The organism is Denitratisoma sp. agr-D3 (assembly GCF_054658675.1).
On record NZ_BAAGIA010000001.1, the window covers coordinates 762408 to 776039 of the forward strand.

Consider the following 13632-nt stretch of genomic DNA (forward strand, 5'->3'; position numbering starts at 1 on the left):
AATGCATCCCGAGCCCGGAGGTCGTCATGACGAAAAAGGTGGTGGCAACGGAAACCGCGTTGGCCTTGATCGACTGCCTCAAGGAAAAATTCGGTCCCCTGATGTTTTTCCAGTCAGGGGGGTGCTGCGATGGCAGTTCCCCCATGTGTCATCCCGAAGGAGAGTTCATCGTCGGTCCAGCGGATTTGCTGCTCGGGGAAGTCGGTGACTGTCCCTTCTACATCAGCGCCTACCAGTACGAATACTGGCGTCACACCCAACTCATCATCGACGCCGCCGAGGGTACCGGCAACGGTTTTTCCCTGGAAGGACCCGAGGGTTGGACCTTCATCCTGCGCTCTCGGCTGTTCACCGATGAGGAATGGGCCGATCTGCAAGCCGCAGCTGCCGATGGTGACGTAACAGCCGGTGCTGCAACAGCCAGGCCCGATGAGGCTGGTTGATCAATTTCATTGACTACGAGGTAAACCATGAAAGCAATTGTTTCTCCCTTCGCCACCCTCAGCCTCGTCGTGGGCCTTGCGCTCACGCTGCCTGTTGCCCATGCCAACGAGGCCATCATCAAGAAAGCCCGCTGCGTGGCCTGTCATGCCGTGGACAAGAAACTGGTGGGGCCCTCCTACAAGGACGTGGCCGAGAAATACCGGGGCGACACTGGTGCGGTGGCCAAGTTGGCGCACAAGGTACGCAACGGGGGCAGTGGCGTCTGGGGAGAGATTCCCATGACTCCCAATGGTCCGGACAAGATCAGCGATGCCGACTTGAACACGGCTATCGAGTGGATTCTCGGCTTGAAGTGACGTCGCTTGCCAAGGGCGTCCCTCGTATGTGACGCCAAGGCGGCACTGGTTCGTCGATCCGAAAGGTGAAGGTGTTCCAGGTCTTCTAAAACAGTTGCTCCATGGTGGAGCAACTGTTTTATTTTTAAACAAAGTGGCGTTACATATCCCGCTGCCCCGGCAGCATCCGGGAAAGAATGCCGTCACGACGGACGGCGTGGTGCAAGGCTGCGGCAATGTGCAGGATCAGGGCCAGGCAGAGCAGTAGGGCACCGAGCTTATGGGCGCCGTTGAAGAAGGCGTTGAGTCCGTCGTCAGGCCCCCAGGGGCGTGGAATGGGCAGGCCGAAGAACTTCATTGGATATTTGGTGAAGGAGGCCGAGAGGTAGCCGCATACGGGCATGAGCACTAGTAGCAGGTACAACAGGCGATGGGTATGCTCCGCCGCCTTGCGTTGCCAATGGGGAAGGAACTCCGGCGTCGGGGGCGGGGCATGGCGCAACCGCCAGCCTAGGCGTAGGACGATCAGCATCAGGGCACATAGCCCCAGGGATTTGTGCAGGCCCACTGCGGCGGAAAAGTCCGGTCCCTTGGGCAGGGTCCCCATCCAGAAGCCCAGGGATAGCAGGACCAGGATCAGAGCGGCCTGTAGCCAGTGCAGGGCGATGGCGGGGAGGGAATAGCGTTGCAAGCTCATGGCGACTCCTGGCATGGACTGGACGGTCTGATAATTGACGATGACAGGACAGTGGTCGTCCACTGTCGCCGACAGGGCGGCTGCGGTGCTCAGCGGATGACAACGCCCCAGGGCGATTCGCCCACGGGGATGTCCTGTAGCCTGCTCTGGTTGTCGGTATCGATCACCGAAACCGAGTTGGAGCGACCATTGGCCACATATAGGCGCTTGCCATCGGGCGTCAGCGCCATGTTCCAGGGGCGCTTGCCCACCTCGATGGTGGCAACGACCTGATTGATGGCGGTGTCGATGACCATGATGGTGCCGTCGCGACCATTGGAAACGTAAACCCGCTGGCCGTCAGGGCGGACGGCGATACCGTTGGGATTCTGGCCGGCGCTGATCTCGGCCAGTACCTTGCGGCTGGCGGTGTCCACAACGTACACCTTGCCTGCCAATTCGCAAGCGATGTAAGCCCGCGGCAGGTTGGGCAGGAAGCCGATGCCCCGGGGGCGCTTGCCCACGGCGATCTGGTCCACCTGGCGCTTGGCGGTCCGGTCGATGACATCCACCTGGTCCGCCTCCTCGGCGCTGACGTAGATCCAGCGGCCATCGAGACTATAGACGGCGTGTTCGGGATTCTTCCCCTTGACCTTGATGTCGGCCTGTTTGCTCAGGCTGTCCGCATCCACCAGGGTGACGCTGTTGCTCTCCTCCACCGCCACGGCCAGTTGCTTGCCGTCCGGGGAAAGGTACACGCCTTCCGGCGATTCCCCCAGGGGCAATTGGGCGACGGTTTTGCCGCTCTTGCTGTCGATCTTGAGCAGGCTGTTGCTGGCAGCGTCGGTGATGTACACCCATTGGCCGTTCAAGCTGGCAGCGATGCCCCGGGGCCGCTTGCCGGCGGGCAGGGCGTCGAGCACCTGCTGGGTGGCCGTGTCCACCACGCTGATCGTGGCGGATTTTTCGTTGGGAACGTAGGCGAAGGGCGCTGCCTGCGCCGTTCCGATGACCAAACAGGGCAGGGCGAGGACGCAGAGCAGCGGTTTCATGTCAGTTTCCCGGGGTTTGCAGGGTGATGCCGTAGCGCTCGAAGATCTTCTTCACTTCGCCGTTTGTTTGCAGGGTAGCCATGGCCTTGGAGACGGCCTCGGCCAGGGCGGTGTTGTCCTGCTTCACTGCCATGCCCAGGGCCCAGTTGTCGATCTTGAGTTCGGGCATCTTGACGCCGTCGAGGGCGTAACGGGCAGCGCTCTTGATCCCGGCCAGGGCAGCTTCCAGTTCGCCTCGGGGGGCCATGACGGCAGCCACTTCACCACTTTCCATGCCTTTGACCGCCAAGGCGACGGACTTGTAGTGCACCACCTGTTCCCGCAGCCGGCCATTGAGGGAACCGAGCAGGAAGGCATCCGCCAGGGTGGCGGTTTCCACGCCCACCTTTTCCCGGGTGAAGACTTCCAGGGCCACGGCGGCGGAGCCAACCACCTTCTTAGGAATCCGCTGCGGATCGCGGGCCACGGCAATGGTTTCCACCATGTAGGGAGCGATGATGTTCACCTGTTCGTTGGCCTTGGCGAGATGCTCATCGAAAGGCACGTGCATCATCAGGTCACCGGGGCGGGCGCCCAGGTAGTGGCCCTTCCAGACCATGTTGCGCAGGTCGTCACCCATGTCCTCGTCGGCGTTGAACCAGGCCAGTTCGGCCCGCAGGCCCATCTGCTTGGCGATGGCCTGGGCCAGGTCCACGTCGATACCCTTGCCGTTGTTGGAGTAGGGCGGGTAGTTGTTGTAGAGGGCGATGCGCAGGGTGCCGGGCTGAGCGGTGAGTCCCTCGCCGCCGCCCTCGGCCCAGGCCAAAGGCAGCAGGGTGGTGGTCATCGCCAGGGCGGTGATCAGGTGCTTCGCCTTAGTCCACACGGACAGTCTCCAGCCAGGCGCGAATGGCCCACATGGCTTCCTGACTCAGCATGCCCTCAAAGGGGGGCATGTACACGCGACCATCCCGAGTGGAGCCGTGGCGAATGCGGTTGAGGAAGATTTCGTCGCCTTCGGTGCCTTCGGGCAGATAGCGCAGATCGGGAGCGATGCCGCCGGAAACGGCGCCGAGGCCGTGGCAGCGGGCGCAGTTCTGATTGAAGGCGGAAGAGCCGATACGGATGGCGACTTCATTTTTGCGGTAGGGGTTAGCCGCCTGCCATTCCGTGCCCACAGGTTTGAGCCCGGTCGTGTCCACCGCTTGCGGTGTGACGTCTCCGTGGGCCCAGACGCCACCGGCTAGGGATGCGAGAAATAATGCGGATAGCAAGCCGCGGCGGAAAGATAGCTGTGAAGTCACAATGAGTCCCCTCTTTTATTTATCAACGATGGTCATGCTGTTGCCACTGCAAGCACGTCAGTGCCAGGTGTGGATCCGTTCAGCAAGGGGTATGCCACGGTGTCGTCGCTGCCTTAATCCCTATTAATTTAGGAATAAATGAAACTGGCAAAGGTTTTGCTAAGTAGCCGATGCTCAATCGTTGCTGAAAATATGGACAGTTGTCCTGCAATGCAACAATTTTAGATATCAACAAAGTGTCGATGGATGCGGCAGAATAGCCGTCTGGCAGGAGGAGAAAATAATGATCAGAGGAAACGATGTGGCCATGAACGATTACGGCCAACAGATTCGCGAGATGCGCGACAGCTATTTCGGTCGAGGAGAAACCCCGGCTGACCTGGGAAACAGCGTCCTCCTCCGTTCCTGGGAGCGCTGCCGTCATCAGGGCCTGGAGCCCGCCGGCCCATCGGACTTGGCGCCCGCTTCGCCCAATGCCTTGGCCCTGGAGTTGGAAAGGAACCGGAACCTGCTGATCTATGCCCAGCCGGTCATGGAGCACCTGTACGACCAGATTCGTAATTCCGGCAACATGGTGGTGTTGTCCGATCGCAATGGCCTCTTGTTGCAGTGTCTGGGCGATGCGGGGTTTCTCGATCGCGCATGTCGCGTCTCCTTGCAACCCGGCGCCCATTGGTCGGAGTCCGTTCGTGGCACCAATGCAGTCGGCTCCGCGCTGGTGGAAGAGCAGCCGGTGGAAGTCATCGGCGGCGAGCACTATCTGGAGCGCAATGGTTTCCTGACCTGTAGCGCGGCACCGATGAAGGATTCCCAAGGTGCCCTGATGGGCGTGCTGGATATTTCCGGTGACGCCCGCAGCTATTCCCCCCATACCCGCGGGTTGGTGCACATGGCCGCGCAAATGGTGGAGAAGCGCCTGTTCGAGTCAGAGCAGGCCCGCAGCATATTGGTCTGTTTCCACCGTCGCGGCGAGTACGTGGGCAGCCTTGGCGAGGGACTGATGGCGGTATCCGCGGATGGCTGCATCCTGGCCATCAATCCCATCGGACTGAGTTTGCTGTCCTTGCGGCGCCATGAGGTGGTGGGCCGGGATTTCTCGCTGTTGTTTGAAACGCCCCTAGGTGGGCTCGTTGACGGCATTCGCCGTGATCCTCACGTACTCGCCACCATGACGAGCCGGAGCGGCCTGGGCTTTTTGGTGACTTTGCGCGGCAGCCTGCCGGTGTCCAGCAGCATGTCCCGCTTGGTCATCGATGCAGCGGAGCGTCGTCCTCAGCCCAAGGCCGTCACGGCGGCACCGGCGGCGAGTGTCACGCTGGAATCCCTGGCCACGGGCGACGCCGCGCTGCGTGCCGCGATCGACAAGGCGCGGCGGGTATTGGGGCGGGATATTCCCATCCTCGTCCAAGGGGAGTCTGGTGCGGGCAAGGAGGTATTTGCCAAGGCGGTGCACCATAGCGGTCCCCGCCGGGACGGTCCTTTCGTCGCGCTCAACTGCGCGGCGATTCCGGAAACCCTGATCGAATCCGAGCTTTTCGGCTACCTGGGCGGCGCTTTTACCGGGGCGCGCAAGGAAGGCGCCAGCGGCAAGATTCAGCAGGCCCATGGTGGGACCTTGTTCCTTGATGAGATCGGCGACATGCCCTTGCAGCTCCAGGCCCGCTTGCTGCGGGTCTTGCAGGAGCGTTGCGTGACGCCCCTGGGCGGCGCCAAGGCCATTCCGGTCGATATCTCCTTGGTTTGCGCCACCCACCGAAAATTGCGCGAAGAAGTGGCGCGGGGCGCATTCCGCGAAGACCTCTACTATCGCCTCAACGGTTTGTGCGTGACTTTGCCCGCATTGCGTCAGCGCACGGACCTGCGGCCATTGGTGGATCGGTTGATCGCCAATGAGTGTCGTGACCGACGCAGCCCGGTTACCTTGAGCGAAGGGGCCTTTGCCATGTTTTCCCGTTATTCCTGGCCGGGCAATATCCGGGAGTTGCACAACGTGATTCGCGTGTTGATCGCCATGCTCGACGACGACGAAGTGTTGATCGAAGAGTGGCACCTGCCCGATGAAATCAGAGAGGCGGCGGACCAACCGGCGGATCCGTCGCTGGTGGTCCAGCAGCCCCGCGCCGTGACACCCGGTGAGTCCTTCCCCTCCAGTCTTGGGGAAGTGGAGCATCAGGCGATCACGCGCGCCTTGGCCTCCGTCGGCGGTAATGTCTCCGCCGCCGCCCGGCTGCTGGGTATCAGCCGGAACACCATTTACCGCAAGATCGGGAAATTCTGAGCCAGGCCGTCAAGCCGCAATCAAGCGGCGGCGGCTGGCGTAGCGGTGCATGTCCAGGGTGGAGCCCAATCCGGTCTTGTGGCGGATGCTGGTTTGGTAGTTGAAAACGGTTTTTTCGCTGAGGCAAAGGCGGCGGGCGATATCCGCCACCTCCTCACCCTGGGCCAGCAGACGAAAGATTTCGAATTCCCGTGGCGACAGATTCCGATCTGGCGTCGCTTGCGCCCTTGCCGTCGTGCATCGGGCGATATCGGCGGATAGGGCGATGCCGCCTTGTGCCACTTTCTTGACGGCAGCGACCAGGTCTTCCGGTGGGCTGCTCTTGGTGATGAACCCGGCCGCGCCCGCTTCCAGGGCTTGCGCCACAATGTCGGCGCCGTCGTGCATGGTGAAAATCAGGACTGCCGTTCCGATATGCCGCGCCCGCAGCCGCATCAAGGTTTCGAGTCCGCCGCGGCCGGGCATGGAAAGGTCGAGAATCAGCAAGTCCGCCGGGTTTTGTTGCAGCCATTGGTAGGCGCTTTCACCATCCGCGAATTCCGCAACGACTTCCAGTCCCGGTTCCAGTTCCAGCAGACGGCGATAACCGGTACGGACCACGGCATGGTCGTCGGCAAGGGCGATCCGCATCGGATGGTGCAAGGGTTCAGGGGCGTGGTCGGCAATGGTCATGATGGCTCCTGTTCGGTATGGCCTTTGAGGCGGAAGTTGGCGCGCAGGACGAGACCCTTGCCTTCCATGCCCGTGCCCAGGTTGAAGCTGCCGCCGTGGGCCCAGATCCGTTCGCGCAGGCCGGCCAAACCGTTACCCCGTTGTAGGGCCGCATCGATGTCGGCAATACCGACGCCGTCGTCGGCCACGGACCAGTACAGGCATTCTCCTTCCTGGCGCAGAATCACCTGGATGCGGTGGCTCGCGCCATGGCGAACCGCATTGGTCAATGCTTCTTGGGTCATGCGATAAAGGGCAAGGGACAGGGTGGGGGCCAGGGCAGACTCTTCCGCTGCCCAATGGAACGCGTAGTCGACGGCGTTGCCGGGCAGTTCACGCCAACTGCGGATCAATTTCTCCAAGAGATTGCGCAGGGGGACGGGGCCTTGCGCGTCGGCGGAACCCTGGGGCCGCAGTTGCCGCAGCAAATCGCGAATGCCTCCGTGGAGCTGCTGGCACTGGCTGGCAAGCTCACGCGCCACCGCCTGGATTTCCGGCTGTGGGTCGGTGGCCCGGATCAGATAGGAGGCACTGGCCCGCATGGCGGTGAGGCTCTGGCCGAATTCATCGTGCAACTCCTGAACCAGGCGCGTTCTTTCCTCTTCCTGGACCGACGCCATTTTCAGGCTCAGGGTCCGCCGCGAAGCCTCGGTCTTTGCCAATTCCTCCGCCAAATGATTGAGGGAGCGTCCGATCAGGTCCAGTTCTCGGATGGGGAAGGCGGGAAGCCTGGTTGCGTAATTTTGTGACAGGCAGTCGGCCATTTTCTCCACAATGTGTCGCAATGGGGCAAAGGCCCGGTGCACGGCAAAGCTCATGCCGACCACCAGCAGTACCGTGTAGAAGGCACACCACAGCGCCAGATCGAGCAGGGTTTCCAAGGCTTCCCCCGCCTCGCTGGCCGGATTGCTCATGAGGGCGATATGCAGCCTGTGCCCATCGCCCGTCTGTATCCAACTGGCGTAGGTGGTTTTTGCCTGCGGTTCCATGCTCCTCAAGAAGACGCTGGCCAGGGCAGAGGGGGGGGCTGGTTCTGGCGTGATGCGGCGTCCCGTTTCATCCGTGACGATCAGCTTCAGGTGGCGCAGCCTGTTGATGGCGTCCGGTGCGGCCAGGGCAGCAAGCCGGGCCTCCAGCTCGCTGCCCCGACTGTTTTGCAAGGCCAACAGGTGGGACAACAAGGCGGCGGTTTCCTCGGCCCCCTGGGACTCGGCACGGATGTCGCCACGGGCTTGCCACCAAAGACCGGGCAGGGCCAGGAGCAGGGTGCCGAGGGCGATCCAGACAATGCGTCGCAACAGAAGCCTGCGTAATTCGATGGGTGGTTTCATGACTGACGCTGCCGTGATGGTTCTTGCTTAAAGCAATTGCAGATTCCATACCAGCGGCGCATCCCTCACGTAGAAAGTCGACACCGATGACATCCGATGGGGCAAGACGTCGGGTCGGGAATTCTTCCTATAGCCGACGGGAATCCGGATTTTTATAGTCCCGCCACCAAAAACAATTCGAGGAGGAAATCGTGCTGGCCCAGCAACGATGCAATGATCAGAAGGCGACAATGCGCCGTTCTCAACTCGCCCTGTCCATGGCCGTGGCATTGGCTTCATGGACGGCCCAGGCTCAACAACGCAGCGTGGAAGCACCCACCGTCGAGGTGATCGGTGAAAGCTTCGTGCCCGGTCTGGGCATGGATAAACATCTGGTGCCGAGCAATGTCCAGTCCTTTTCCGGCGAGGACATGAAGCGCGCCCAGTCTGCCAATCTGCCGGCATTCATGACGGAGCAGTTGCCTTCTGTCTCCGCTAACAGCGTCACCGGCAACCCCTTGCAGGTGGATTTGGCCTATCGTGGTTTTTATGCCAGTCCCTTGATGGGCATGCCCCAGGGCTTGTCGGTCTATTTGGACGGCATGCGGATGAATGAAAGTTTCGGCGATACCGTACTGTGGGATTTGATTCCCCGCAACGCCATCGCTGGTGCCAATCTCCTGGCCGGTGCCAATCCTGTGTTCGGTCTCAACGCCCTGGGCGGCGCCCTGAACATGGGGACCAAGTCCGGTGAGACCCACCCTGGCAGCGAAGTGGAATGGGTGGGGGGCAGCCATGGCTACGGCGGCCTATCCGCCGCCCATGGCGGTAGCCGTGATGGCGTGGGCTGGTTTTTGGCCGCCAATAGCTGGCGTGACGGCGGTTGGCGGGATTTTTCACCTTCCAATCAAAACCAGGTGTTCGCCAAATTGGGACGCCAAGTGGAAGACGGTGACGTGGATGTTTCCTTCGCTGCGTCGGAGGCCAAGTTGAGTGGGAACGGACTGACGCCGGATGAGATGCTGGCGGAACGGCGGGAGTCGGTTTACACCCATAGCGATGAAACCAGGAACCGGGCCTGGCACCTGAATCTGCAAGCTGCGCGGGAACTGCGGCCGGGGATGTTCCTCAGTGGCAATGTCTACGTGCGACAGACCCATACCCGGGGGATCAATCCCGATGTTAACCAGGTCACCGATAACCGTTTCGGCGTGCAGCCCTACGAGGATACCGGCAATGCCGGCGAGGAGGCCTCCATCAATCGACAACGGCTTGATCAGCAGATGGTGGGGTTCAATCTGCAAGTCGCCTTGGAACGCAGCGCCGGGAGGCGCTATCTGGTGGGATACAGCCACGAGTCGGGGCGTGCCGACTACAAGCGCAGCTATCAGTTGGGTAGTTTCGACGCCAGCCGCGGCGTGGTGCCTCTGGGCACGGAAACGGACATCGTCGATGTGCGCGGCAACAGCACTTCCCACGGCCTGTTTGCGGTCTGGCATGAAACCCTGGCCGAGGGATGGTTGATGACGGCCTCGGCGCGCTGGAACCAGACCCGGGTCAAGACCGAAGATCACTTGTTCGACCCCGCCAATCCTATCCTCACGAATTCCCAGGGGCTGTCCAACGACTTCACCTATCATCGCCTCAATCCGGCCCTGGGCCTGACCTGGGAGGCTGCGCCCAATCTGACCGCCTACGGATCCTGGGGGCAGACCAACCGGGCGCCCAGTCCCATCGAGCTTGCCTGCGCCGACCCCAACGCGCCTTGCACCCTGCCCAACGCCATGCAATCCGATCCTTACCTGAAACAGGTGGTCACCACCAACCAAGAGGCGGGGCTGCGCGGCCGGCTAGGCAGCGGTCTACGCTGGAATGCCGGTGTTTTCCGGGCCGACAATCGGGACGACATCCTGTTCGTCGCCACCACCACCAGTACCGGTTATTTCCAGAATTTCGGTCGTACCCGGCGTCAGGGCCTGGAGTTGGGTTTGAGCGCCGAGGGGGATAGTGTCGACTGGCAGGGGAGCTATAGCCTGGTGGATGCCACCTATCAAAGCGACGCGGTGGTGGCCAGTCCCTCCAATAGCCAGGCCGACGGCAACCGTAACATCCAGGTCAGTGCAGGAAACACCATTCCCGGCATCCCCCGTCATCAGTTCAAGCTTGGCGCGGCTTGGAAGCCTGCCGCAGGGACCCGCTTGGGACTGCAAGTGGTGGCGTTTTCCAGTCAGTATGCCCGCGGCAACGAGAACAACGCCCACCAGTCCGACGGCACCAACACTTTCGGTCCGGGCATTCTGCCGGGCTATGCCGTGGTCAATGTGAACGGCGAAGTACGGCTCGGGGGTGGTTGGCAGTTGTTCGGCCGGATCAACAATCTGTTTGACCGGCGCTACGCCACTGCCGGCCAATTGGGGGAGAACGCCTTCCACGGCGGCAGCTTTGAAAGCAACTCGGCGGAGTGGCGCAAGGAGTCATTCCTGGCGCCAGGAGCGCCCCGCAGCGTCTTTATCGGGGTGCGCTACAGCCTGTGATGATCGATGGGGACGGCAAACGCCGTCCCCATCGCGGGCCGCGTGACTTACAGTACGTCCGCCGCGTGGTCGGCCAGGCGCGAACGTTCGCCCCGTTGCAGGGTGATGTGGCCGGAGTGGGGCCAGCCCTTGAAGCGGTCCACCACGTAGGTCAGGCCCGAGGAGCCTTCGGTCAGGTAGGGCGTGTCGATCTGGGCGATGTTGCCCAGGCAGACCACCTTGGTACCGGGGCCGGCGCGGGTGACCAGGGTCTTCATCTGCTTGGGCGTCAGGTTCTGCGCCTCGTCGATGATGAGGAACTTGTTGATGAAGGTGCGGCCGCGCATGAAGTTGAGGGACTTGATCTTGATCCGGCTGCGGATTAGGTCCATGGTGGCGGCACGGCCCCAGTCACCACCGTAGCTGCCGCCCTTTTCATTGCCCTGGGGCTCGTCGTGGGGGCGGTTGAGCACGTCCAGGTTGTCCTCGATGGCGCCCATCCAGGGCGTCATTTTTTCCTCTTCGGTGCCGGGTAGGAAACCGATGTCCTCGCCCACGGGAACGGTGACCCGGGTGATGATGATCTCCGAGTAGCGCTTGGCCTCCAGGGTCTGGGTCAGGGCCGAGGCCAGGGTGAGCAGGGTCTTGCCGGTGCCGGCCTGGCCGAGCAGGGTGACGAAGTCGATGTCGGGATCGTTGAGCAGGTTGAGGGCGAAGTTCTGTTCCCGGTTGCGGGCGGTGATGCCCCACACCGCGTTCTTGCCGTGACTGTAATCCACCAGGGTGGACAGCACGGCACTCTTGCCCTTGTTCTCGCGCACGATGGCGGTGAAGGGCTTCTCGCCACCTTCTTCCAGGTAGACGAACTCGTTCACCAGCAGGTCGGGACAGAGCGGGCCCTTCACTTCATACAGGGTCTTGCTTTCCTGCTTCCAGGATTTCATGTCCTTGCCGTGGCTGTCCCAGAAGTCGGGGGGCAGCACCATGGTGCCGGTATACAGCAGGTCGGTGTCTTCCAGCACCTTGTCGTTGAAGTAGTCCTGCGCGTCGAGGCCCAGGGCGCGGGCCTTGATGCGCATGTTGATGTCCTTGGAGACCAGGATCACCGGACGCTTCGGATGCTTCTGGTGCAGGTACATCACCACCGCGAGGATGTGGTTGTCGCCCTTGCCGGTGGGCAGCGAGGTGGGCAGCTCGGCGCTGATGGCCTCGGCCTGGAGGAACAGGCGGCCCGTGGCCAGGTCGCGCGACGGGCCGGCCAGTTCGATGCCGGCGGCGATGCCGTCCTCGGAGCCGCTGACGATCTCGTCCAGCATGCGGCTGGCCTGGCGTGCGTTGCGCGCCACTTCCGACATGCCCTTCTTGTTGTTGTCCAACTCTTCCAGGGTCATGATCGGCACGTACAGGTCATGCTCCTCGAAGCGGAACAAGCTCACCGGGTCGTGCATCAGCACGTTGGTGTCGAGGACGAACAGCTTGGTGACCTTGCCACCGGCCTTGTTGCCCGGTTTGGGCGGCGCCTTGACGTGGAGCTTGGGGGCGGCCTTGGCTACGGGCTTGGCAGTCGGGGTGCTGGGGCTGCTGCGCTTGGCGTTCATCGTGACTCCTGGGGGTGGGGAATGGGGATGGGTTACAGAGCTTGCACGGCGGCGAGCACGGCGGCGGCATGACCGTCGGCCTTGACGCCGCGCCATTCATGGCGAAGCACGCCCTTGCCGTCGATCAGGAAGGTGCTGCGCTCGATGCCGCGCACCTGTTTGCCGTACATGTTTTTCATTTTGATGACGCCGAACAGCGCGCAGAGGGCTTCGTCAGCGTCGGAAATCAGGTCGAAGGGCAGGCCCTGCTTGGCGCGGAAGTTCTCGTGGGATTTGAGGCTGTCGCGGGAGACGCCGTAGACGAGGGCGCCGGCCTTGAGGAAGTCGCCGTGGAGATCGCGGAACTGCTGGGCCTCGGTGGTGCAGCCCGGGGTACTGTCCTTCGGGTAGAAGTAGAGCACGACCTTTTTGCCTTTCAGGGCGGTGAGTGAAACCGATTCTGCGCCGGTGACGGCGGCCGTGAAATTGGGAACTGGCTTGTCGAGCATGGTTTGTTTCTCCTTTAGTTCGTGGGGGCCGACTTCCCCCTGAGCAGGGTGGCGGCCCCCAGCAGTCCTTGCAGGGCGGCAAACAGGCCGTAGAGTACCGCCGCCGCCACCGCCAGTTCGCGCGGGGCGCCGAGGGCGCTCAGGACCAGGGCTGAGGCGGCTTCCCGCGTGCCCCAGCCGCCGACGCTGATGGGCAGGGCGGCGAGGATGAACACCGGCCCGGCGGCGGCGAGGAAGAGGACGAAGGACAGGTCCAATCCCACGGCCCTGCCGCCCAGGGCGTAGGCCAGCACGGAAAAGACCTGGACGCCGGTGGACCAGGCCATTTGCCGCAGATACAGGCGGCGCGGGGCGGGGCGCTGATGCAAGGTGGTCAGCAGGGCGGCGATCTTGTTGGGTAGCCAGGGTGCCAGGCGGGCTGAAAACAGCCAGAGCAGGACCGGTGCCGCCAGGGCAACCAGGGCCAGCAGGGCGAGGATGCCCGGTGCCGGCAGGATGCCGGGGGGCAGCAGGCCGGGCACGGCGGCGGCGGCGAGGGACAGTACCACCAGCATCCAGAGGCCGGACAAGCGATCCAGGGCGACGCTGGCGGCGGCGGTGATCAGACCGTTGCCGGCCTGTTGCAGGTGCAGGGTGCGCAGGGCGTCGCCCCCCAGGTGGCCGCCGGGCAACACGGTGTTGGCGGTGATGCCGCGCCAATAGGCGAGCAATCCCCCGGTGGTATCCACCTGGAGTCCGAGCCAGCGGGCGATGTCCAGCCAGCGTAGCGCGGAGAGCAGGGAGGCGAGGACGGCGCTGGCGAAACCGGCGGCCAGCCAGCCGGGGTCGGTGTGTCCCAGGGAACGGATCACCCGGGGCGGGTCGGCGAAGTAAAAAACCAGGACGACGAGCAACAGGCTTGCGGCGATACGGATTGACGCTTTACGCATGGACGGAGGATGACA

General features: G+C 62.6%; 13 protein-coding genes. 4 read left to right on the forward strand and 9 right to left on the reverse strand.

The window, feature by feature from the left end; translation table 11 throughout:
• Positions 1–26: 26 nt before the first annotated feature.
• Positions 27–443, forward strand: a complete 417-nt coding sequence (locus ACYQ2U_RS03625; protein WP_459948962.1) for a DUF779 domain-containing protein — start codon at positions 27–29, stop codon at positions 441–443.
• Between the two features lie 27 nt (positions 444–470).
• Entirely contained in the window at positions 471–800 is a 330-nt protein-coding gene (locus ACYQ2U_RS03630) for a c-type cytochrome (RefSeq protein WP_459948963.1), read from the forward strand.
• Between the two features lie 139 nt (positions 801–939).
• Here the strand turns inward: ACYQ2U_RS03630 and ACYQ2U_RS03635 are convergent, their stop codons facing one another.
• The 4 genes from ACYQ2U_RS03635 to pedF all read right to left on the reverse strand — a co-directional run bounded on the left by ACYQ2U_RS03635 (position 940) and on the right by pedF (position 3790).
• Positions 940–1476, reverse strand: coding sequence for a cytochrome b (locus ACYQ2U_RS03635; RefSeq protein ID WP_459948964.1), 537 nt, complete (start codon positions 1474–1476; stop codon positions 940–942).
• A gap of 89 nt (positions 1477–1565) precedes the next feature.
• Positions 1566–2507: a beta-propeller fold lactonase family protein gene (locus ACYQ2U_RS03640; RefSeq protein WP_459948965.1), complete on the reverse strand. Its 942-nt coding sequence runs from the start codon at positions 2505–2507 to the stop codon at positions 1566–1568.
• 1 nt (position 2508) lies between these two features.
• Positions 2509–3372, reverse strand: coding sequence for a substrate-binding periplasmic protein (locus tag ACYQ2U_RS03645; RefSeq protein ID WP_459948966.1), 864 nt, complete (start codon positions 3370–3372; stop codon positions 2509–2511).
• Positions 3362–3790 carry a cytochrome c-550 PedF gene (pedF, locus tag ACYQ2U_RS03650; RefSeq protein ID WP_459948967.1) on the reverse strand — a complete coding sequence of 143 codons (429 nt, stop codon included), beginning with the start codon at positions 3788–3790 and terminating at the stop codon, positions 3362–3364. The genes ACYQ2U_RS03645 and pedF overlap by 11 nt, the downstream gene beginning before the upstream one ends.
• Before the next feature lie 283 nt (positions 3791–4073).
• Between pedF and ACYQ2U_RS03655 the strand changes: the two genes are divergently transcribed.
• A complete protein-coding gene (locus ACYQ2U_RS03655) occupies positions 4074–6068 on the forward strand; it encodes a sigma-54-dependent Fis family transcriptional regulator (protein ID WP_459948968.1) in 1995 nt (664 codons plus the stop codon).
• Positions 6069–6077: 9 nt separating this feature from the next.
• Here the strand turns inward: ACYQ2U_RS03655 and ACYQ2U_RS03660 are convergent, their stop codons facing one another.
• Together ACYQ2U_RS03660 and ACYQ2U_RS03665 are read right to left on the reverse strand one after the other, a co-directional pair.
• Positions 6078–6740, reverse strand: coding sequence for a response regulator transcription factor (locus tag ACYQ2U_RS03660; protein WP_459948969.1), 663 nt, complete (start codon positions 6738–6740; stop codon positions 6078–6080).
• Positions 6737–8110, reverse strand: a complete 1374-nt coding sequence (locus tag ACYQ2U_RS03665) for a histidine kinase (protein ID WP_459948970.1) — start codon at positions 8108–8110, stop codon at positions 6737–6739. Before ACYQ2U_RS03665 ends, ACYQ2U_RS03660 begins: the two co-directional genes overlap by 4 nt.
• Before the next feature lie 230 nt (positions 8111–8340).
• Here ACYQ2U_RS03665 and ACYQ2U_RS03670 point away from each other — a divergent pair, with 230 nt between their 5' ends.
• Complete coding sequence (locus ACYQ2U_RS03670; protein WP_459948971.1) at positions 8341–10623, forward strand: TonB-dependent receptor; 2283 nt, start codon at positions 8341–8343, stop codon at positions 10621–10623.
• 47 nt (positions 10624–10670) lie between these two features.
• Here the strand turns inward: ACYQ2U_RS03670 and ACYQ2U_RS03675 are convergent, their stop codons facing one another.
• The 3 genes from ACYQ2U_RS03675 to ACYQ2U_RS03685 all read right to left on the reverse strand — a co-directional run bounded on the left by ACYQ2U_RS03675 (position 10671) and on the right by ACYQ2U_RS03685 (position 13617).
• A complete protein-coding gene (locus ACYQ2U_RS03675; protein ID WP_459949241.1) occupies positions 10671–12050 on the reverse strand; it encodes a PhoH family protein in 1380 nt (459 codons plus the stop codon).
• 182 nt (positions 12051–12232) lie between these two features.
• On the reverse strand, positions 12233–12688 hold the full coding sequence (locus ACYQ2U_RS03680; protein ID WP_459948972.1) for a peroxiredoxin: 456 nt from the start codon (positions 12686–12688) through the stop codon (positions 12233–12235).
• Positions 12689–12702: 14 nt separating this feature from the next.
• A complete protein-coding gene (locus ACYQ2U_RS03685) occupies positions 12703–13617 on the reverse strand; it encodes a lysylphosphatidylglycerol synthase transmembrane domain-containing protein (protein WP_459948973.1) in 915 nt (304 codons plus the stop codon).
• Positions 13618–13632 lie beyond the last annotated feature (15 nt).

Excerpts from the sequence above, each read along its gene's own strand:
- ACYQ2U_RS03625 (WP_459948962.1), top strand. The coding sequence starts at position 27 with ATGACGAAAAAGGTGGTGGCAACGGAAACCGCGTTGGCCTTGATCGAC.
- ACYQ2U_RS03630 (WP_459948963.1), top strand. The coding sequence starts at position 471 with ATGAAAGCAATTGTTTCTCCCTTCGCCACCCTCAGCCTCGTCGTGGGC.
- ACYQ2U_RS03635 (WP_459948964.1), bottom strand. The coding sequence starts at position 1,476 with ATGAGCTTGCAACGCTATTCCCTCCCCGCCATCGCCCTGCACTGGCTA.
- ACYQ2U_RS03640 (WP_459948965.1), bottom strand. The coding sequence starts at position 2,507 with ATGAAACCGCTGCTCTGCGTCCTCGCCCTGCCCTGTTTGGTCATCGGA.
- ACYQ2U_RS03655 (WP_459948968.1), top strand. The coding sequence starts at position 4,074 with ATGATCAGAGGAAACGATGTGGCCATGAACGATTACGGCCAACAGATT.
- ACYQ2U_RS03660 (WP_459948969.1), bottom strand. The coding sequence starts at position 6,740 with ATGACCATTGCCGACCACGCCCCTGAACCCTTGCACCATCCGATGCGG.
- ACYQ2U_RS03665 (WP_459948970.1), bottom strand. The coding sequence starts at position 8,110 with ATGAAACCACCCATCGAATTACGCAGGCTTCTGTTGCGACGCATTGTC.
- ACYQ2U_RS03670 (WP_459948971.1), top strand. The coding sequence starts at position 8,341 with ATGCGCCGTTCTCAACTCGCCCTGTCCATGGCCGTGGCATTGGCTTCA.
- ACYQ2U_RS03675 (WP_459949241.1), bottom strand. The coding sequence starts at position 12,050 with ATGCACGACCCGGTGAGCTTGTTCCGCTTCGAGGAGCATGACCTGTAC.
- ACYQ2U_RS03680 (WP_459948972.1), bottom strand. The coding sequence starts at position 12,688 with ATGCTCGACAAGCCAGTTCCCAATTTCACGGCCGCCGTCACCGGCGCA.
- ACYQ2U_RS03685 (WP_459948973.1), bottom strand. The coding sequence starts at position 13,617 with ATGCGTAAAGCGTCAATCCGTATCGCCGCAAGCCTGTTGCTCGTCGTC.